Source organism: Pseudomonas sp. NY5710, assembly GCF_013305665.1.
Classification (GTDB): Bacteria; Pseudomonadota; Gammaproteobacteria; order Pseudomonadales; family Pseudomonadaceae; genus Aquipseudomonas; species Aquipseudomonas juntendi.
Window position 1 is genome coordinate 1,324,273 of the sequence record NZ_CP045554.1, and the last position, 18,831, is coordinate 1,343,103.

The following is an 18,831-nucleotide window of genomic DNA, read 5'->3' on the forward strand; positions in this document are numbered from 1 at the left end:
TCAGAGTCCTTGTTCGCTCAGCCACAGGTTCAGTGCGGCCAGTTGCCACAGCTTGGAACCGCGCAGTGGCGTCAATTGGCCGTGCGGGTTGCTAAGCAGGCGGTCGAGCATGGCTGGGTTGAACAGCCCACGGTCCTGGCTGGGGTCGGTCAGCAGTTCGCGTACCCAACCCAGGGTGGCGCCTTCCAGGTGCTTCAGGCCCGGTACCGGGAAGTAGCCCTTCTTGCGGTCGATGACTTCATGCGGGATCACTCGCCGTGCGGCTTGCTTGAGCACCTGTTTACCGCCGTCTGGCAGCTTGAAGCGCGCCGGAATGCGTGCCGACAGCTCTACCAGGCGGTAGTCGAGGAACGGTGTACGTGCTTCCAGGCCCCAGGCCATGGTCATGTTGTCGACCCGTTTGACGGGGTCGTCGACCAGCATCACGGTGCTGTCCAGGCGCAAGGCCTTGTCCACCGCCTGCGGCGCGCCGGGGCGGGCGAAATGCTCGCGCACGAAATCGCCAGCGGCATCGGTATCCAGCAACCACGGTGCCTGCACGGTGTCGCGGTACTCGTCGTGGCTGCGGTCGAAGAAGGCGTTGCGGTATGCCGCATAGGCATCGTCGGCGCCGTCCACCTGTGGGTACCAGTGGTAGCCGGCGAACAGTTCGTCGGCGCCCTGGCCGCTTTGCACGCCCTTGCAATGCTTGGCCACTTCACGCGACAGCAGGTAGAAGGCGATGCAGTCGTGGCTGACCATCGGCTCGCTCATGGCGCGGAAGGCGGCAGGCAGCTGGTCGATGATTTCGTGCTCGGCAATGCGCAACTGGTGGTGGCGCGTGCCGTAGTGCCGGGCGATCAGGTCGGAGTACTGGAACTCGTCGCCGCGCTCGCCGCCGGCATCTTCAAAGCCGATGGAGAAAGTCGAAAGGTCGTCCACGCCGACTTCGCGCAGCAGGCCGACCAGCAGGCTGGAGTCGACACCGCCGGACAGCAGCACGCCCACGTCCACCGCGGCACGCTGGCGGATGGCCACAGCTTCGCGGGTTGCGTCGAGTACGCGGGTGGTCCAGCCTTCCAGGTCCAGCTCACGCTCATCGGCGTTGGGCCCGTATTGCAGCTGCCACCAGGTCTGGCGCTCGATTTCGCCGTGGCGGTCGATACGCATCCAGGTGCCGGGTTCCAGCTTTTGCACGTTCGCCAGCAAGGTGCGCGGTGCCGGCACTACGGCATGGAAGTTCAGGTAGTGGTTGAGCGCGACCGGGTCGAGCATCGGGTCGATGTCACCGCCCTTGAGCAGCGCTGGCAGGGTCGAGGCAAAACGCAGCCGCTCGCCGTTGCGTGACAGGTACAGCGGCTTGACGCCCAGGCGGTCGCGAGCCAGGAACAGGCGTTGGTTATCGCGTTCCCAGATGGCCAAGGCGAACATGCCGTTGAGTTTCGGCAGTAGCGCCGCACCCCAGGCGTGGTAGCCCTTGAGCAGCACCTCGGTGTCGCCGTCCGACCAGAACTGGTAGCCCAGGTCCTGCAGTTCCTGGCGCAACTCGGGGAAATTGTAGATGGCACCATTGAACGCCAGGGACAGGCCCAGGGTGTTGTCGACCATGGGCTGCGCCGAGCCGTCGGACAGGTCCATGATTTTCAGGCGGCGGTGGCCGAGGGCTATCGGGCCCTGGCTATGGAAGCCCCAGGCATCCGGGCCACGTGGGGCCAGGTGATGGGTAATGCGCTCTACCGCCGCCAGGTCGGCTGGGCGTGGCGCTTGGCCAATGGGGGTGAAACGTAACTCTCCTGCTAATCCGCACATAAGTCCTTACCGGTTTTTCCGTTGGGGAGGTGATGCCCCGGATTAGGGCACCTTAAGGAACTGACCTATGTGCTTTATGAGAGTTTTAGAACAATCTGTTATATGCGGCAGTGGCCTGCGGCGCTTTTCTGCCCAACCGCGACACCGGTTTTGCCTGGCAGGAACGGCCTTGTGTCGCGATCGGGCTGCACCGCAGCCCCGGCTCCATCACTTGCCCCGTATCAGCCTGCGCAGGGCGAACCGGTTAGGATGGCAAGCCTGCGCCACCCCTTGAGGCACCGGCAGCGGCTCCCCGCACACCCACGCGGCCAGCAGTTCCCCACTCAACGGCGCGGTGATCAACCCGCGCGAGCCATGCCCGCTGTTCACATACAGCCCACCCAGCCAAGGGCAGGGGGCTTGCGGCACCTGTCGCGCATCACGGGCCAGTACCGCGTAGGTTTCGGCAAACGCCTGTGCATCGGCCAGCGGCCCGACAATCGGTAGGTAATCCGGGCTGGTGCAGCGGAATGCCGCCCGCCCTTGCAGGTGTTCAGGGGCCAGCGTTGCTACACCCAGGCGTTGGGCCAGGTCGGTCGATATCTCGTCCAGCAACGCCAGGTTGCCCTGGTGTTCGGCCACCGTCGGCGCCAGGTTGTCACTGTGGAAATCAAAGCTCGCGCCCAAGGTATGTTCATCACCACGCGGCGGGGCCACGTAGCCTTCGGCGCACACCACGGTGCGCAGTGCCCGGCTGCCGGCCGTGGCCGGCAAGCGGGTGATCTGGCCCCGGATGCGCTTGAGCGGCAACCCGGCACAGGCGTCGAAGCGGCGGACCTCGGCGGCTGCGGCCAGAATCACCACCGGTGCGCTGGCCAGCAGGCGCTCGCCGGCCCATGCTTGCCACTGGTCAGCCACTTTGCGCAGTTCGATGACTTCCTGGTGGGTCACCAGCTGGATACCAGGGTGCTGCAATTGCTGCTGGCACAGGGCGGGCGGGTGGACCCAGCCGCCCTCGGGGTAGAACAGCCCGCCAGCCGGCAGGGCGACCCCGGCGACGGCTTCGGCCTCGGTACGCTGCAGCGCGTGCAGCAGGCCGTGGTCGAACGCGCCAGCCAGTTTGCCCTGGCGCTCGGCTTCCTTGGCGTCGAACGCCAGTTGCAGCACGCCGCAGGCATCCCAGTCCTGGCCCCGTTGCAGGCGTTCGAGCTGGCGCCGGGTGTAGCCGAAGCCGGACAGGATCAGCTGCGACAACGCCGTGCCATGGGCGGACAGCTTGAGGTACAGCACCCCTTGCGGGTTGCCCGAGGCTTCCTGCGCGGGGGCGGCATGGCGTTCCAGCACGGTCACCTGCCAGCCACGCCGGGCCAGGCTGGCCGCGCTGGCGCTGCCGGCGAGCCCGGCGCCGATCACCAGCGCCTGGCGCGGGCCCGGCGTGGCTGGCGGGCGTGCATACCAGGGGGCGCCAGGGGCGGGCAGGGCGCCGCCGTAGACGCCGCTCATCACTTCCCACTTCTTGCCGATGCCCGGCACCTTCTTCATGGCGAAGCCCGCTTCGACCAGGCTGCGGCGCACCCAGCCGGTGGTGGTGAAGGTGCCCAGCACTGTTCCGGCGTGGGACAGCCGCGCCAGCTGGGCGAACAGCTGCGGGGTCCACATGTCGGGGTTCTTGGCCGGGGCGAAGCCGTCGAGGAACCACACGTCGACCTGGGCATCGAGCTGCGGCAGCTGCTCCAGCACATCGCCGATCAGCAGGGTCAGGGTGACCCGGCCTTCGGCGAAGGTGAACTGCTGAAAGCCGGGGTGCACCGCCACATACTGGGCCAGCAGCGGCTCGGTGTAGGCGGCGAGCTCCGGCCACAGGCGTACGGCGCGGGCCATGTCGGCAGCGCCCAGGGGGTACTTTTCGACACTGACGAAATGCAGGCGCGCACCGCTGGGCGCATGCTGGTCGAACAATTGCCATGCGCAGAAGAAGTTCATGCCGGTGCCAAAGCCGGTCTCGCCGATCACCAGGCTGCCGTGTGCGGGCAGGTTGGCGAAGCGTTCGGCCAGGCGGGTCTGGCCGAGGAACACATGCTTGGTTTCTTCGATGCCTTCGTTGACCGCGAAATAGACGTCGTCGTACTGCCGCGAATGGGGGCGGCCCTGGTCGTCCCAGTCGATCTGGGCGTGCTGGAGAAGGGTGGGTTCAGGCATGGCTGGTTCGCTGGAGATGAGTGGCAAGTCGCAAGTTGCAAGTCGCAAGTGGCAAGCGGCAAGTCGCAAGTTGCAAGTCGCAAGTGGCTAGAAAAAGCAGATGGTGGCATGGCTTACGTTTTCTTGCAGCTTGCAGCTTGCAGCTTGCAGCTTGCAGCTTGCAGCTTGCAGCTTGCGACTTGCGACTTGCGACTTGCAGCTTGCAGCTTCGAATTCCGCTAGTCTTGGTTATCCATTGAAGGAGCCCATGCATGTTCGAATCCGCCGAAATCGGCCACAGCATCGACAAGGAGGCTTACGACGCCGAGGTGCCCGCGTTGCGCGAGGCCCTGCTCGAAGCCCAGTACGAACTCAAGCAGCAGGCGCGCTTCCCGGTGATCGTGCTGATCAACGGCGTTGAGGGCGCTGGCAAGGGGGAGACGGTAAAGCTGCTGAACGAGTGGATGGACCCGCGCATGATCGATGTGCTGACCTTCGACCAGCAGACCGACGAAGAGCTGGCCCGGCCGCCGGCATGGCGCTATTGGCGGGCCTTGCCGCCGAAGGGGCGGATGGGCGTGTTTTTTGGCAACTGGTACAGCCAGATGCTGCAGGGGCGGGTGCACGGGGTGCTCAAGGATGCCGTGCTCGACCAGGCCATCACCGGTGCCGAACGCCTGGAGCAAATGCTCTGCGACGAAGGCGCGCTGATCATCAAGTTCTGGTTCCACCTGTCCAAGAAACAGATGAAGGCGCGCCTGAAATCGCTGAAGGACGACCCGCTGCACAGCTGGAAAATCAGCCCGCTGGACTGGCAGCAGTCGAAAACCTACGACCGCTTCGTACGCTTTGGCGAGCGCGTGCTGCGCCGCACCAGCCGCGATTATGCACCGTGGCACATCGTTGAGGGGGTCGACCCGAACTACCGTAGCCTCGCGGTCGGGCGCATCCTGCTGGAAAGCTTGCAGGCCGCGCTGGCCAACAATCCCAAGGGCAAGCACCAGGGGAACGTGGCCCCATTGGGGCGTAGCATCGATGACCGCAGCCTGCTGGGGGCGCTGGACTTGAGCGTGCGCCTGGACAAGGCCGATTACCAGGAACAGCTGGTGACCGAGCAGGCCCGCCTTGCCGGGCTGCTGCGGGACAAGCGCATGCGCCGCCATGCATTGGTGGCGGTGTTCGAAGGCAACGATGCTGCCGGCAAGGGCGGGGCCATCCGCCGGGTGGCCGCTGCGCTGGACCCGCGCCAGTACCGTATCGTGCCGATTGCCGCGCCCACCGAGGAAGAGCGCGCGCAGCCTTACCTGTGGCGCTTCTGGCGGCACATCCCGGCGCGGGGCAAGTTCACCATTTTTGACCGCTCCTGGTATGGCCGGGTGCTGGTGGAGCGGGTGGAAGGGTTCTGCACGCCGGCTGACTGGATGCGCGCCTACAGCGAGATCAATGATTTCGAGGAACAGTTGGTGAACGCCGGGGTGGTGTTGGTCAAGTTCTGGCTGGCCATCGACCAGCAGACCCAGCTGGAGCGCTTCGAAGAGCGTGAGCAGATCCCGTTCAAGCGCTACAAGATCACCGAGGATGACTGGCGCAACCGGGACAAATGGGATGACTACGCCCAGGCCGTGGGGGACATGGTCGACCGTACCAGCAGCGAGATTGCGCCATGGACGTTGGTAGAGGCCAACGACAAGCGCTGGGCCCGGGTGAAGGTGCTGCGCACCATCAACGAGGCGCTTGAGGCGGCGTTTGCCAAGCACAAGAAGTAGGTTGCCTGGTGTGACCTCAAGCCATGCTGCAAAAGAATGACCTGATGAATTCTTTTCTCGGCACGTTCCCCCGCACCTACCCAGCAAGCCCGTAGAATCCAGCAGTCGCCACCACGGGCTTGATCGAGGACTTTATGCATACCACTTCTGGCCGCTGGGGCTATGGCCTGTTCCTGGCACTCTTGACGGCGCTGCTCTGGGGCATTCTGCCGATCAAGCTCAAGCAGGTGCTGCAAGTGGTCGACCCGATCACCGTCACCTGGTACCGCCTGCTGGTCTCGGGCGGCCTGCTGTTTGCCTGGCTGGCGGTCCAGCGGCGATTGCCTTCCATTCGTAAGCTGCCAGCAAAGGGCAAGGGCCTGGTGGCCGTTGCCGTCTTCGGCTTGATGGGCAACTACGTGCTGTACCTGATCGGGCTCAACCTGCTAAGCCCAGGTACTGCACAGTTGGTGGTGCAGATTGGCCCGGTGTTGTTGCTGGTGGCCAGTGTGTTCGTATTCCGTGAGCGCTTCAGCCTGGGGCAGGGTGTAGGGCTGCTGGTGCTGCTGGCGGGGTTTGGCCTGTTCTTCAACCAGCGCCTGGACGAACTGCTGACCTCGCTGGGGGCCTACACCACGGGTGTGCTGACCATATTGCTGGCCACCAGCATCTGGGTGTTCTATGCGCTGAGTCAGAAGCAGTTGCTGACGGTGTGGCATTCGCAGCAGGTCATGATGGTGATCTACCTCAGTTGTGCTGCGCTGCTCACGCCTTGGGTGCACCCGCTGCAAGCGTTGCAACTGACCCCGGTGCAGGGCTGGCTGTTGCTGGCGTGCTGCCTGAATACCCTGGTGGCCTACGGCGCGTTCGCCGAAGCGCTGGCGCACTGGGAGGCATCACGGGTGAGTGCCACGCTGGCACTGACACCGCTGGTGACCTTTGTTGCAGTGGCGCTGGCGGCGCTGGTATGGCCTGACTATGTGCACGCTGAAGACATCAATGCGTTGGGCTATGTGGGGGCGGTGACGGTGGTGTTCGGCTCGGCCCTGGTGGCGTTGGGGCCATCGCTGGTGGCCGGCTGGCGTGCCCGCAGGGCGCGGTTGGCCCAGGTCCCTTGAACGCCTGTACTGGCCCCATCGCTGGCAAGCCAGCTCCCACAGGACCGCGCAATGCTCAGGCCCGAGGTGCCCCTGTGGGAGCGGGCGCGCCCGCCCTGTGGGAGCTGGCTTGCCAGCGATGGGGCCAGTACAGGCAATCAATAGCTCAGCCTTTGCCACCCGGTGCCAGCATGTTCTCCGGCCTTACCCATTGGTCGAACTGCTCATTGGTCAGGTACTTCAACTCCAGTGCAGCTTCCCTCAGGGTCTTGCCTTCGCTGTAGGCCTTCTTGGCGATCTCCGCGGCTTTGTCATAGCCGATGTGCGGGTTCAGCGCAGTTACCAGCATCAACCCGCGTTCCAGGTGTGCGGCCATCTGCTGGGCGTCGGGCTCGATACCCGCCACGCAGTGCTGCTGGAAGTTGCGGCAGCCATCGGCCAGCAACTCGACCGACTGCAACAGGTTGTGGATGATCACCGGCTTGAACACGTTCAACTGCAAATGCCCCTGGCTGGCGGCAAAGCCGATCGCCGCATCGTTGCCCAATACCTGGCACGCCAGCATCGACAGCGCCTCGCACTGGGTAGGGTTGACCTTGCCCGGCATGATCGAGCTGCCCGGCTCGTTCGCCGGCAGGCGTACCTCGGCCAACCCGGCACGCGGCCCGGAGCCCAGCAGGCGCAGGTCGTTGGCGATCTTCATCAGGGCCACTGCCAGGGTCTTCAACGCGCCGGCCAGGCTGGTCAGCGGTTCATGGCCGGCCAGGGCGGCGAACTTGTTAGGCGCGGTGACGAACGGCAGCCCGGACTCTGCTGCCAGTTCGGCGGCAATGGCTTCGGCAAAACCGTGCGGGGCATTCAGCCCGGTGCCCACGGCAGTACCGCCCTGGGCCAGTTCGCACACGGCCGGCAGGGTGGCACGAATGGCACGTTGGGCGTAGTCCAGCTGGGCAACAAAGGCCGATACCTCCTGGCCGAAGGTGATCGGCGTGGCATCCATCATGTGCGTGCGGCCGGTCTTGACCAGTTTGTTGTGCCGCGCCGCCAGTTCGGCCAGCCCGGCCGAGAGTTCGCCGATGGCAGGCAGCAGTTTTTCCTGCACGGCCTGCGCCGCGGCAATGTGCATGGCGGTCGGGAAGCAGTCGTTGGAGCTTTGCGAGCGGTTGACGTGGTCGTTGGGGTGCACCGGCGTTTTGCCGCCCCGGCCCTGGCCAGCCAGTTCATTGGCTCGCCCGGCAATTACCTCGTTGACGTTCATGTTGCTCTGGGTGCCGCTGCCCGTCTGCCAGACGACCAGCGGGAACTGGTCGTCGTGCTTGCCCGCCAGCACCTCGTCGGCGGCCTGTTCGATCAGCCGGGCGATGTCGGCCGGCAGGTCGCCATTGCGGTCGTTGACCCGTGCCGCGGCCTTCTTGATCAGCGCCAGGGCGTGCACCACCGCGAGCGGCATGCGTTCCTTGCCGATGGCGAAGTTGATCAGCGAACGCTGGGTCTGCGCACCCCAGTAGGCGTCCTCAGGAACTTCGACCGGGCCCAGGCTGTCTGTCTCGATACGGCTCATTCTGTACTCACTCCTGTGTAGATCGAATTCGCAGTTTAGGCCTTGATTCGACCGGGCGGTTCCGTCGCTCGTCGTGCCACTTGAGCACCGCGCTACCACGGCGCAGAATGCTCTACTCTGAGGTACCCGCCTCCCTCTCTCTGAAGGAAATGCAATGACCCGTCTCCGTGTCCTTTGTGCCGCCGTTGCCCTGGTTTGCGCCAGCGGCCAGGTACTCGCTGCCACCGCCACCCACAACGCTGCTGCCGAGAAATTCCTGACCCTGGCCAACGCCGACAAGTTGGGCACCCCGGTGTACATGCAGGTCCAGCAGATGTTCGCCCAGCGCTTCGCCCAGACCAAAGCCCCGGCCAGCAAGCAGCCGGTGCTGGAAAGCTACCAGGCCAAGGCCAACGCCGCGCTGGACAACGCCATCGGCTGGAACAAGCTGAAGCCGAAGATGGTCGACCTGTACACCCAGACCTTCACCGAGCAGGAACTCAAGGACCTGGTCAAGTTCTACGAGTCGCCGCTGGGCAAGAAAGTGCTGCGCGAAATGCCCAAGGTCACCCAGCAGTCGGCGCAGCTGACCCAGCAGAGCCTCGAGCCGGCAGTACCGGTGGTGAACAAGCTGCTCGAAGACATGACCAAAGAGCTGGACCCGAACGCTGGCAAGGCCGCCGCCCCAGCTAAGAAGTGAGTAAGCCGCAATGACCATGCAACAGCGTATCGAACAGCAGCTGGCCAGCCTGGCGCCGCAACACCTGCAAGTGCTCGATGAAAGCCACATGCACAGTCGTGGTCAGGAGACCCACTACAAGGCAGTGATCGTCAGCGAGCAGTTTGCCGGGTTGAACAGCGTCAAGCGCCACCAGAAGGTGTACGCCACCATGGGTGAGCTGATGGGCCAGATCCACGCCCTGGCCATCCATACCTACACCGGCGAAGAGTGGGCCAAGGTCGGCGCTGCACCGGCCTCGCCGGTATGCGCCGGCGGCGGGCACTGAAACCTTGCTGTTGTTCTGGTAGAATCCTGCAAGATCCGGGGGCCGCTTTGCGGCCCTTTCGCGGCACGAGGCCGCTCCTACAGCGACTGCACAGCCTGATGGCGGGTGCGATCCCTGTAGGAGCGGCCTTGTGTCGCGAAAGGGGCGCAAAGCGCCCCCTGTTTTTTTTGCCACACCGTCAAACCCGGTCCGCCCCTTACGAGGGCAACCACCTGGAGAACCTGCTTCATGTCCCAAGCCATCGTCGTCGCGGCGCTGTACAAGTTCGTTACCCTGCAAGACTACGTCGAGTTGCGCGAGCCACTGCTCAAAGCCATGCTCGACAACCAGGTCAAGGGCACCCTGCTGCTGGCCCATGAGGGCATCAACGGCACCGTGTCGGCCACCCGCGAAGGCATCGACGGCCTGCTGGCCTGGCTGCGCAACGACCCTCGCCTGGTCGATATCGACCATAAAGAGTCGTACTGCGACGAACAGCCGTTCTACCGCACCAAGGTCAAGCTCAAGAAAGAGATCGTCACCCTCGGCGTGCCCGGCGTGGACCCCAACCAGGCCGTGGGCACCTACGTCGAGCCCAAGGACTGGAACGCCCTGATCAGCGACCCGCAAGTGCTGCTGATCGACACCCGCAACGACTACGAAGTGGCCATTGGCACCTTCAAGGGCGCCATCGACCCGAAGACCGAAACCTTCCGCGAGTTCCCCGAGTACATCAAGGCCAACTTCGACCCCAGCAAGCACAAGAAGGTAGCTATGTTCTGCACGGGCGGTATCCGTTGCGAAAAAGCCTCCAGCTATATGCTCGGCGAAGGCTTCGAGGAGGTCTATCATCTCAAGGGCGGCATCCTGAAGTACTTCGAGGAAGTGCCTCAGGAACAAAGCCTGTGGGATGGTGACTGCTTCGTCTTCGACAACCGCGTCACGGTGCGCCATGACCTGAGCGAAGGCGAGTACGACCAGTGCCACGCCTGCCGCCACCCGATCAATGCCCAGGAGCGCGCGTCCGAGCACTATTCGCCAGGTGTCAGTTGCCCGCATTGCTGGGACACCCTGAGCGAAAAGACCCGCCGCAGCGCCATCGACCGGCAGAAGCAGATCGAGCTGGCCAAGGCGCGCAACCTGCCGCACCCGATTGGTTACAACTACAAAGCCGAGGCCTGATGCATGGCTGCCCGCCTGATCTATGTGATGGACCCGATGTGCTCCTGGTGCTGGGGTTTCGCGCCAGTGGCCGCGGCCCTGATCGCCCAGGCGCATGAGGCGGGTGTGCCCACCCACCTGGTGGTGGGCGGGCTGCGCACGGGCGGCAGTGCGCTGGACAGCGCCACCCGCAAGTACATCCTCGAACACTGGCAGGCGGTGGCCGATGCTACGGGCCAGGCGTTCCGCTTTGAAGGGGCCATGCCGGACGGTTTCGTCTACGACACCGAGCCGGCCTGCCGCGCCCTGGTCAGCGCCCGCGAACTGGGTGGCGAGCGCGTCTGGCCGCTGCTGGCGCTGATCCAGCGCGCGTTCTACGAGCAGGGCATGGATGTGACCACCGCGCCTCAACTGGTCGAGCTGGCTGAACAGGCCGGTTTCGACCGTGCCGAATTCGCCTCCACCTTCGCCCAGGCCGATACCCGCGCCGCCACCGCGGCCGATTTCGTGTGGGCCCAGGACCTGGGCATCGCCGGTTTTCCGACCCTGCTCGCCGAGCGCAACGGCCAACTGGCGCTGTTGACCAACGGCTACCAGCCGTTGGAGCGCCTGCAACCGTTGCTCGGCCGCTGGCTGCAGCAGGCCACCTGTGCTTGACCTGCCTGGGTCCCCCGACCCGGTACCGGGCAAGCCCTGCACGGCGGCCGATCGGCTGAGCTGGGCGGAAATCCGCCGGCTGGCCCTGCACCACCGCAAGCAGCTCTGGTCGGCCAACCTGATCGCCGTGCTCGCGGCCTGCTGCAGCGTGCCCATCCCGCTGTTGCTGCCGTTGCTGGTAGACGAAGTGCTGCTCGGCCATGGCGATGCGGCACTGAAGTGGATGAACCACCTGCTGCCGTCGGGCTGGCAGGTGGCCGCCGGCTACATCGGCCTGATGCTGTGCCTTACCCTGTGCCTGCGCCTGGCCGCCTTGGCCTTCAACGTGGTGCAGGCCAAATTGTTCGCCGGCTTGGCCAAGGACATCGTCTACCGCCTGCGCATCCGCCTGATCGAGCGGCTCAAGCGTATTTCGCTGCAGGAATACGAAAGCCTGGGCAGTGGCACGGTCACCACGCACCTGGTCACCGACCTGGACACCCTCGACAAGTTCGTGGGCGAAACCCTCAGCCGCTTCCTGGTGGCCATGCTCACCTTGACCGGCACGGCCGCCATCCTGATCTGGATGCACTGGCAACTGGCGTTGCTGATCCTGCTGTTCAACCCGCTGGTGATTTACTTCACCGTGCAGTTGGGCAAACGCGTCAAGCACCTCAAAAAGCTCGAGAACGACAGCACCGCACGGTTCACCCAGGCCCTGGCGGAAACCCTCGATGCGATACAGGAAATACGCGCGGGCAACCGGCAGGGCTATTTCCTCGGCCGGTTGGGCCTGCGCGCCCGCGAAGTGCGCGACTATGCCGTCGACTCGCAATGGAAAAGCGACGCCAGTGGCCGCGCCAGTGGTTTGCTGTTCCAGTTCGGTATCGATATTTTCCGCGCGGCGGCCATGCTGACCGTGCTGTTTTCCGACCTGTCGATCGGCCAGATGCTGGCGGTGTTCAGCTACCTGTGGTTCATGATTGGCCCGGTCGAGCAGTTGCTCAACCTGCAATACGCCTACTATGCCGCCGGCGGCGCCCTCAGCCGCCTCAACGAGCTGCTGGCGCGGGCCGACGAGCCGCAGTACCCGGCGGCCAGCGACCCGTTCGCCGGCCGTGACACGGTCGGTATCGAGGTGCGTGACCTGCGCTTTGCCTATGCCGATGAGCCCGTGCTCGACCACCTCGACCTGTCGATCGCGCCGGGTGAGAAGGTGGCCATTGTCGGTGCCAGCGGCGGCGGCAAGAGCACCCTGGTGCAGCTGCTGCTGGGTTTGTACAGCGCCCAGGCCGGGACCATCCGCTTTGGCGGGGCCAGCTTGCAGGAAATCGGCCTGGAAACCCTGCGCGAAAATGTGGCGGTGGTGCTGCAGCACCCATCGCTGTTCAATGACACCGTACGTGCCAACCTCACCATGGGCCGTGACTGCAGTGACGAGGCCTGTTGGCAGGCGCTGCGCATCGCCCAGCTGGACGCCACCATCGCCGCCTTGCCACAGGGCCTGGACAGCGTGGTGGGGCGGTCGGGTGTGCGCTTGTCCGGTGGCCAGCGCCAGCGGCTGGCCATCGCCCGCATGGTGCTGGCCGAGCCCAAGGTGGTGATCCTCGACGAGGCCACTTCGGCGCTGGACGCGGCCACCGAATACAACCTGCACCAGGCCTTGGCGCGCTTCCTCAGTGGCCGCACCACGCTGATCATCGCCCACCGCCTGTCGGCCGTGAAACAGGCCGACCGGGTACTGGTGTTCGATGGTGGGCATGTGGCGGAAGATGGCGACCACCAGCAGCTGATTGCCGAAGGCGGGTTGTATGCCAAGCTGTACGGGCATCTGCAGCAGAGCTGAATCCTGGGCCGACCCAGGCTGCGCAAAGCCCCCGCTGCCTTGTCATAAAAATCCCCTTCACAGCGATGGCAAATGGCCTACGCTGTGCTTGTCTGGGTCGATTTGCGCCTTATCTGCTCTGTGACAGGGACTCCATGAAGGGACATCGCACACTCGAAGCGCCAAAGTTGCTGGGCATCACCTGGCCCTTCATCGCCGTCGTGGTCTTCCAGGTGGCGCTGGGTAGTCTCAGCCTGTATACGCTGTCGTCCGTGCGCGCCTACGTTGCGGGCGAGAGTTTGTGGTCCAAGGCGCAGAAAGATGCCATCTATTACCTCAACCTGTACGCCGAGACCCGCGACGAGAGTACCTACCAGCGCTATCGCCAGGCCATAACCGTGCCCCAGGGCGACCAGAAGGTGCGCGAGTTGCTCGACCAGCCGCACCCCGACCTGGAAGCCGCGCGCCAGGCGGTACTCCAGGGCGGCAACCATGCCGACGACGTGCAACGGATCATCTGGTTCTACCGCAACTTCCGCAACATCAGCTACATGCAGACTGCCATCGACTACTGGAATGTCGGTGATGATTACCTGGACAAGCTGGATGTGCTGGCAGGCGAGATACACCAGCGTTTCGCTGCGGGCCCGGTGGACGCCGCTACGGTCGCAGCCTGGAAAGCGCGCATCGTCAGCATCAACGAAGGGGTAACGCCGGCGGCCAAGGCCTTCAGCGATGCGCTGGGCGAAGGGTCGCGCATGCTGCTGCGGGTGCTGCTGTTCACCAACCTGCTGACGGCCATGTTCCTGATCAGTATTGCCTGGCGCCGCTCGAGCAAACTGCTGGCCCAGCGCCAGGCTTTCGCCAGTGCCCTGCAGGAAGAAAAAGAGCGGGCGCAGATTACCCTGCAGGCTATCGGCGACGCGGTGATAACCACCGATGTGCAGGGCTGCATCGGCTACATGAACCCGGCCGCCGAACAGCTGACCCACTGGCAGGCCGCCCAGGCCCAAGGGTTACCGCTTTCGGCATTGTTCAGCCTGGTCGACGAGCACGCCGAAGAAAACGGCACCAGCCTGGTCGAACAGGTGCTAAACGGCAGCCTCAACGGCGGCGCCGAGCATGCGCGGCTGATCCAGCGCCTGGACGGCAGCACGGTATCGATCAACCTGGTGGGCTCGCCAATCGTCAATGACGGGCAGGTTGCCGGCATTGTGCTGGTGCTGCACGACATGACCCAGGAGCGCCAGTACATTGCCAACCTGTCCTGGCAGGCTACCCATGATGCCCTGACCGGGCTGGCCAACCGCCGCGAGTTCGAATACCGCCTGGAGCAGGCGCTCAATGGCCTGGCCCGCCAGGCCGGGCGGCATTCACTGATGTTCCTGGACCTGGACCAGTTCAAGCTGGTCAATGACACGTGCGGCCACGCCGCTGGCGACGAGCTGCTGCGGCACATCTGCGCCGTGCTGCAGTCTGGCCTGCGTGAGGGCGACACCTTGGCGCGGCTGGGGGGCGACGAATTTGGCGTGTTGCTGGAAAACTGCCCCAGCGACCAGGCCGAGCGCATCGCCGAGCAACTGCGCCAGCTGGTGCCAAGCCTGCACTTCGTGTGGAAAGGCCGCCCGTTCGTGACCACGGTCAGCATAGGCCTGGTGCACATGGCCCAGGCCCCCAGCACCCTTGAAGCCTCGTTACGTGCCGCGGACATGGCCTGCTACATGGCCAAGGAAAAAGGCCGCAACCGCGTGCAGGTGTACCACGCCGACGACAGCGAGCTGTCCATGCGCTTTGGCGAAATGGCCTGGATCCAGCGTTTGCATGTTGCCCTGGAAGAGAACCGGTTCTGCCTGTACGCGCAGGAAATCGCCCCGCTGAAAACCTTCGAGGGGCCGGGCCATATCGAAATTCTGCTGCGCCTGCACGACGAAAGCGGCCGCACCATCCTGCCCAGCAGCTTCATTCCGGCCGCCGAGCGCTACGGCCTGATGACGGCGCTGGACCGCTGGGTGGTACGCAATGTATTCATGGTCATCCGCCAGTGCCTGGACGAGGGGCGGGAAGGGCCGCTGTCGACCTGCGCGATCAACCTGTCGGGGTCGAGCATCGGCGATGACAAGTTCCTGGAATACCTGCAGCGGCTATTCGTCGAGTACGCCATTCCGCCGCGGATGATCTGCTTCGAAATCACCGAAACCAGCGCCATCGCCAACCTGGGCAGCGCCATCCGCTTCATCAACGAGCTCAAGGGCCTGGGTTGCCGCTTCTCGCTCGATGATTTCTGCGCCGGCATGTCCTCGTTCGCCTACCTCAAGCATTTGCCCGTGGATTACCTCAAGATCGACGGCAGTTTCGTCAAGGACATGCTCGACGACCCGGTCAACCGGGCCATGGTCGAAGTCATCAACCATATCGGCCATGTGATGGGCAAGCGCACCATCGCCGAGTTTGTCGAAACGCCCCTGATCGAGCAGGCCCTGCAGGAAATTGGCGTGGATTACGCCCAGGGCTACCTGATCGAACGCCCCCAGGTGTTCACCTGTGACAGTCTGCAGCGCCAACGGATCGCCGCCCGGCCTCTGTTGCAGCGTGCACCTGGCACCTTTCGTTAGCTGGAAATCACAAGGACCAAGGAGCTGAAAGTGATTGATGCATTCGTTCGTATCGGGCCGTTGATGGACCCGGCCAGTTACCCCCAATGGGCTCAGCAACTGATTGAAGATTGCCGCGAGAGCAAGCGCCGGGTCGTGGAGCATGAGTTCTATGCACGCCTGCGCGATGGCCAGCTGAAGCAATCGACCATTCGCCAGTACCTGATTGGCGGCTGGCCGGTGGTGGAGCAGTTCTCGCTGTACATGGCCCACAACCTGACCAAGACCCGCTACGGTCGGCACCAGGGTGAGGACATGGCACGGCGCTGGCTGATGCGCAATATCCGGGTCGAGCTCAACCATGCCGATTACTGGGTGAACTGGTGCCAGGCGCATGGTGTGCACCTGCACGACCTGCAGGCCCAGGACGTGCCGCCGGAGCTCAACGGCCTGAACGACTGGTGCTGGCGGGTGTGTGCCACCGAGAACCTGGCCATTGCCATGGCCGCGACCAACTATGCCATCGAAGGCGCGACGGGCGAATGGTCGGCAGTGGTGTGTTCGACCGACACCTACGCCATGGGCTTCCCGGAGGAAGGGCGCAAGCGGGCGATGAAATGGCTGAAGATGCACGCCCAGTATGACGATGCGCACCCGTGGGAAGCGCTGGAAATCATCTGTACCCTGGCCGGCGAGAACCCCAGCCTGGGCTTACGCACCGAGTTGCGCAGGGCGATCTGCAAGAGCTACGACTGCATGTTCCTGTTCCTGGAACGGTGCATGCAGCTTGAGGGGCGCCAGCAGGGGCGTATGCGCCCGGCGTTGGCCGCCGGGTAGGCCCGGCCCGCTGCGAAGCAAGGCCGCGATGGGCCGCGCTGCGGCCCCGGCAATCCCAGCCGTTACTGGGCGTTCAGCGCCTGCCCATTCACGGCCTTGCTGTCCGGCCCCATGAGGTACAGGTACACGGGCATGATTTCTTCAGGCAGCGGGTTGTTCTGCGGGTTCTCGCCAGGGTAAGCCTGCGCCCGCATCGCTGTGCGCGTGGCCCCGGGGTTGATGCTGTTGGCCCTCACCGGCGCCACGCCTTCCAGTTCGTCGGCCAGGGTCTGCATCAGGCCCTCGGTGGCGAACTTCGACACGCCGTAGGCGCCCCAGTAGGCACGGCCCTTGCGCCCCACGCTGCTGCTGGTGAACACCACCGAGGCGTCTTCCGACAGCTTCAGCAGCGGCAGCAGGGTGCTGGTGAGCATGAAGGTGGCATCGACGTTGATGTGCATCACGCGCATGAAATGGTCGCCTGACAGCTGTTCCAGTGGCGTGCGCGGGCCGATGATCGAGGCGTTGTTGAGCAGGCCGTCAAGGCGGCCGAACTGCTCTTCGATCATGACCGCCAGGTCGTCGTACTCATGTGCCTGCGCGGTTTCCAGGTTGAACGGAACGACCACCGGCTGCGGATGCCCGGCGGCCAGGATCTGGTCGTAGACCTCGTTCAGGTTGGCTTCGGTCTTGCCCAGCAACAGCACGGTGGCGCCCAGCGCGGCGTAGGCCTTGGCAGCAGCAGCGCCAATGCCGCGGCCGGCACCGGTAACCAGGATGACCCGGCCTTTGAGCAGGTCGGGGCGGGCGGTGTAGTCGAACATGGTTCTGTCCTTCGAGTTCGTGAGGGCGACCCCGTCCCCTGTAGGAGCGGGTTTACCCGCGAATGCGTGCGATCAGGCGCCAGTGTTGTCTGGGCTGACGCATTCGCGGGTAAACCCGCTCCTACAGGGGGTGGTGCCCGGGCATCAGTCTGGGTTCAGCAGCCGCACAGCGCGCTGTCGATCACCTTGCGCAGGTCCAGCGGGTGGTCCACCACCACGTCGGCGCCCCAGTGGTTGGGGTTGTCTTCTGGGTGAATATAGCCGTAGCGCACCGCGGCGGTACGGGTGCCGGCGTCACGGCCCGACTCGATGTCGCGCAAGTCGTCGCCGACGAACAGCACACTGGCCGGGTCCAGGTTCAGGGTGTTGCAGGCCAGGATCAGCGGCTCCGGGTCCGGCTTGCTGTTTTTTACGTGGTCCGGGCAGATCAGCAGCGCCGAACGCTCGGCCAGGCCCAGTTGCTGCATGATCGGCTCGGCGAAGCGCACCGGTTTGTTGGTGACCACGCCCCACAGCAGCTTGCCTTTCTCGATGTCGGCCAGCAGTTCGGCCATGCCGTCGAACAGCTTGCTGTGCACCGCGCAGTCGCGCTGGTAGCGCTCGAGGAACTCCAGGCGCAGGGCCTCGAAGCCTTCGGCTGCAGGGTCCATGGCGAAGGTGGCAGCGACCATGGCCCGCGCACCACCGGAAATCACCCCGCGGATCAGCGTGTCATCGACCGGCGGCAGGCCGCGTTCGGCGAGCATGGCCTGGCAGATGGCGATGAAGTCCGGCGCCGTGTCGAGCAAAGTGCCGTCCATGTCGAAGAGTACCGCTCGCAAACGCATGCTCATTCCTCGCGCAGGGTCTGGATCATGTAGTTGACGTCGACGTCGCTGCTCAGCTTGTAGTGCTTGGTCAGCGGGTTGTAGGTCAGGCCGATGATGTCCTTGACCTGCAGGCCGGCATCACGGCTCCACGCGCCCAGTTCGGAGGGGCGGATGAACTTCTTGAAGTCATGGGTGCCGCGCGGCAGCATCTTCAGGATGTACTCGGCGCCGACGATGGCCAGCAGGTAGGCCTTGGGGTTGCGGTTGATGGTGGAGAAGAACACCTGGCCGCCCGGCTTGACCATGCGGTAGCAGGCACGGATCACCGACGACGGGTCGGGTACGTGCTCGAGCATTTCCAGGCAGGTGACCACATCGAATTGTTCGGGCATTTCTTCGGCCAGCGCTTCGGCGGTGATCTGCCGGTACTCCACCTGCACGCCAGACTCCAGCTGGTGCAGCTGGGCCACGGCCAGCGGCGCCTCGCCCATGTCGATACCGGTAACGCTGGCGCCGCGCAGGGCCATGGCTTCGCTGAGGATGCCGCCGCCGCAACCTACGTCCAGCACCTTCTTGCCGGCCAGGCTGGCGCGTTCGTCGATCCAGTTGACGCGCAGCGGGTTGATTTCATGCAGCGGCTTGAACTCGCTTTCACGGTCCCACCAGCGGTGGGCCAGCGCTTCGAACTTGGCGATTTCGGCGCGGTCGACGTTGCTCATTGGGCAGTCCTCAGAAGCTTGGCTATTAAGCTGCAAGCTGCAAGCCCCAGGCAGCAAGAAAAAGCAGACCTTGTACGCATTCGCTTTTTCCTGCCGCTCGTAGCTTGCAGCTTGCGCTCGAAAAGGCCGGAGTATAC

15 protein-coding genes are annotated in these 18,831 nt (G+C 64.4%); 9 read left to right on the forward strand and 6 right to left on the reverse strand.

What is annotated here, in order from left to right; genetic code table 11:
- Positions 1-1,788: an N-acetylglutaminylglutamine amidotransferase gene (locus GEV39_RS06040; protein WP_173887885.1), complete on the reverse strand. Its 1,788-nt coding sequence runs from the start codon at positions 1,786-1,788 to the stop codon at positions 1-3.
- Positions 1,789-1,995: 207 nt separating this feature from the next.
- Positions 1,996-3,966 (reverse strand): bifunctional tRNA (5-methylaminomethyl-2-thiouridine)(34)-methyltransferase MnmC2/FAD-dependent 5-carboxymethylaminomethyl-2-thiouridine(34) oxidoreductase MnmC1, encoded by a 1,971-nt coding sequence (gene mnmC / locus GEV39_RS06045; RefSeq protein ID WP_173887886.1) that lies wholly within the window; start codon positions 3,964-3,966, stop codon positions 1,996-1,998.
- 251 nt (positions 3,967-4,217) lie between these two features.
- Between mnmC and pap the strand changes: the two genes are divergently transcribed.
- Both pap and GEV39_RS06055 read left to right on the forward strand, forming a co-directional pair.
- Positions 4,218-5,711: a polyphosphate:AMP phosphotransferase gene (gene pap, locus GEV39_RS06050; protein ID WP_009681696.1), complete on the forward strand. Its 1,494-nt coding sequence runs from the start codon at positions 4,218-4,220 to the stop codon at positions 5,709-5,711.
- A gap of 134 nt (positions 5,712-5,845) precedes the next feature.
- Positions 5,846-6,808: a DMT family transporter gene (locus tag GEV39_RS06055; RefSeq protein ID WP_173887887.1), complete on the forward strand. Its 963-nt coding sequence runs from the start codon at positions 5,846-5,848 to the stop codon at positions 6,806-6,808.
- A gap of 145 nt (positions 6,809-6,953) precedes the next feature.
- Here the strand turns inward: GEV39_RS06055 and GEV39_RS06060 are convergent, their stop codons facing one another.
- Entirely contained in the window at positions 6,954-8,348 is a 1,395-nt protein-coding gene (locus GEV39_RS06060; RefSeq protein WP_173887888.1) for a class II fumarate hydratase, read from the reverse strand.
- 154 nt (positions 8,349-8,502) lie between these two features.
- On the opposite strand from GEV39_RS06060, the gene GEV39_RS06065 reads away from it, so the two are divergent.
- The 7 genes from GEV39_RS06065 (at position 8,503) to GEV39_RS06095 (ending at position 16,363) form a co-directional block, all read left to right on the forward strand.
- The gene (locus tag GEV39_RS06065; protein WP_054912799.1) at positions 8,503-9,027 is read left to right on the forward strand and encodes a DUF2059 domain-containing protein; all 525 of its coding nucleotides are present in this window, start codon (positions 8,503-8,505) and stop codon (positions 9,025-9,027) included.
- Positions 9,028-9,037: 10 nt separating this feature from the next.
- Positions 9,038-9,334: a BolA family protein gene (locus tag GEV39_RS06070; RefSeq protein ID WP_009686014.1), complete on the forward strand. Its 297-nt coding sequence runs from the start codon at positions 9,038-9,040 to the stop codon at positions 9,332-9,334.
- A 228-nt stretch (positions 9,335-9,562) separates the two neighbouring features.
- Positions 9,563-10,495 (forward strand): oxygen-dependent tRNA uridine(34) hydroxylase TrhO, encoded by a 933-nt coding sequence (trhO, locus tag GEV39_RS06075; RefSeq protein WP_173887889.1) that lies wholly within the window; start codon positions 9,563-9,565, stop codon positions 10,493-10,495.
- Positions 10,496-10,498: 3 nt separating this feature from the next.
- The gene (locus tag GEV39_RS06080; RefSeq protein ID WP_173887890.1) at positions 10,499-11,131 is read left to right on the forward strand and encodes a DsbA family protein; all 633 of its coding nucleotides are present in this window, start codon (positions 10,499-10,501) and stop codon (positions 11,129-11,131) included.
- Positions 11,124-12,956, forward strand: a complete 1,833-nt coding sequence (locus GEV39_RS06085) for an ABC transporter ATP-binding protein (protein ID WP_173887891.1) — start codon at positions 11,124-11,126, stop codon at positions 12,954-12,956. The genes GEV39_RS06080 and GEV39_RS06085 overlap by 8 nt, the downstream gene beginning before the upstream one ends.
- Positions 12,957-13,090: 134 nt before the next feature.
- Positions 13,091-15,547 (forward strand): EAL domain-containing protein, encoded by a 2,457-nt coding sequence (locus GEV39_RS06090; protein WP_173887892.1) that lies wholly within the window; start codon positions 13,091-13,093, stop codon positions 15,545-15,547.
- A gap of 30 nt (positions 15,548-15,577) precedes the next feature.
- A complete protein-coding gene (locus GEV39_RS06095) occupies positions 15,578-16,363 on the forward strand; it encodes an iron-containing redox enzyme family protein (RefSeq protein ID WP_054890379.1) in 786 nt (261 codons plus the stop codon).
- Positions 16,364-16,425: 62 nt separating this feature from the next.
- Here GEV39_RS06095 and GEV39_RS06100 read toward each other — a convergent pair whose 3' ends face one another.
- The 3 genes from GEV39_RS06100 to ubiG all read right to left on the reverse strand — a co-directional run bounded on the left by GEV39_RS06100 (position 16,426) and on the right by ubiG (position 18,694).
- Positions 16,426-17,166: a YciK family oxidoreductase gene (locus GEV39_RS06100; RefSeq protein ID WP_054912794.1), complete on the reverse strand. Its 741-nt coding sequence runs from the start codon at positions 17,164-17,166 to the stop codon at positions 16,426-16,428.
- A gap of 155 nt (positions 17,167-17,321) precedes the next feature.
- Entirely contained in the window at positions 17,322-17,993 is a 672-nt protein-coding gene (gene mupP, locus GEV39_RS06105) for an N-acetylmuramic acid 6-phosphate phosphatase MupP (protein WP_029886220.1), read from the reverse strand.
- 2 nt (positions 17,994-17,995) lie between these two features.
- On the reverse strand, positions 17,996-18,694 hold the full coding sequence (ubiG, locus tag GEV39_RS06110; protein ID WP_009686004.1) for a bifunctional 2-polyprenyl-6-hydroxyphenol methylase/3-demethylubiquinol 3-O-methyltransferase UbiG: 699 nt from the start codon (positions 18,692-18,694) through the stop codon (positions 17,996-17,998).
- Positions 18,695-18,831 lie beyond the last annotated feature (137 nt).

Bases quoted from the DNA above. Each gene is read 5' to 3' on its own strand.
- GEV39_RS06040 (WP_173887885.1), bottom strand. From the start codon at position 1,788: ATGTGCGGATTAGCAGGAGAGTTACGTTTCACCCCCATTGGCCAAGCG.
- mnmC (WP_173887886.1), bottom strand. From the start codon at position 3,966: ATGCCTGAACCCACCCTTCTCCAGCACGCCCAGATCGACTGGGACGAC.
- pap (WP_009681696.1), top strand. From the start codon at position 4,218: ATGTTCGAATCCGCCGAAATCGGCCACAGCATCGACAAGGAGGCTTAC.
- GEV39_RS06055 (WP_173887887.1), top strand. From the start codon at position 5,846: ATGCATACCACTTCTGGCCGCTGGGGCTATGGCCTGTTCCTGGCACTC.
- GEV39_RS06060 (WP_173887888.1), bottom strand. From the start codon at position 8,348: ATGAGCCGTATCGAGACAGACAGCCTGGGCCCGGTCGAAGTTCCTGAG.
- GEV39_RS06065 (WP_054912799.1), top strand. From the start codon at position 8,503: ATGACCCGTCTCCGTGTCCTTTGTGCCGCCGTTGCCCTGGTTTGCGCC.
- GEV39_RS06070 (WP_009686014.1), top strand. From the start codon at position 9,038: ATGACCATGCAACAGCGTATCGAACAGCAGCTGGCCAGCCTGGCGCCG.
- trhO (WP_173887889.1), top strand. From the start codon at position 9,563: ATGTCCCAAGCCATCGTCGTCGCGGCGCTGTACAAGTTCGTTACCCTG.
- GEV39_RS06080 (WP_173887890.1), top strand. From the start codon at position 10,499: ATGGCTGCCCGCCTGATCTATGTGATGGACCCGATGTGCTCCTGGTGC.
- GEV39_RS06090 (WP_173887892.1), top strand. From the start codon at position 13,091: ATGAAGGGACATCGCACACTCGAAGCGCCAAAGTTGCTGGGCATCACC.
- GEV39_RS06100 (WP_054912794.1), bottom strand. From the start codon at position 17,166: ATGTTCGACTACACCGCCCGCCCCGACCTGCTCAAAGGCCGGGTCATC.
- mupP (WP_029886220.1), bottom strand. From the start codon at position 17,993: ATGCGTTTGCGAGCGGTACTCTTCGACATGGACGGCACTTTGCTCGAC.
- ubiG (WP_009686004.1), bottom strand. From the start codon at position 18,694: ATGAGCAACGTCGACCGCGCCGAAATCGCCAAGTTCGAAGCGCTGGCC.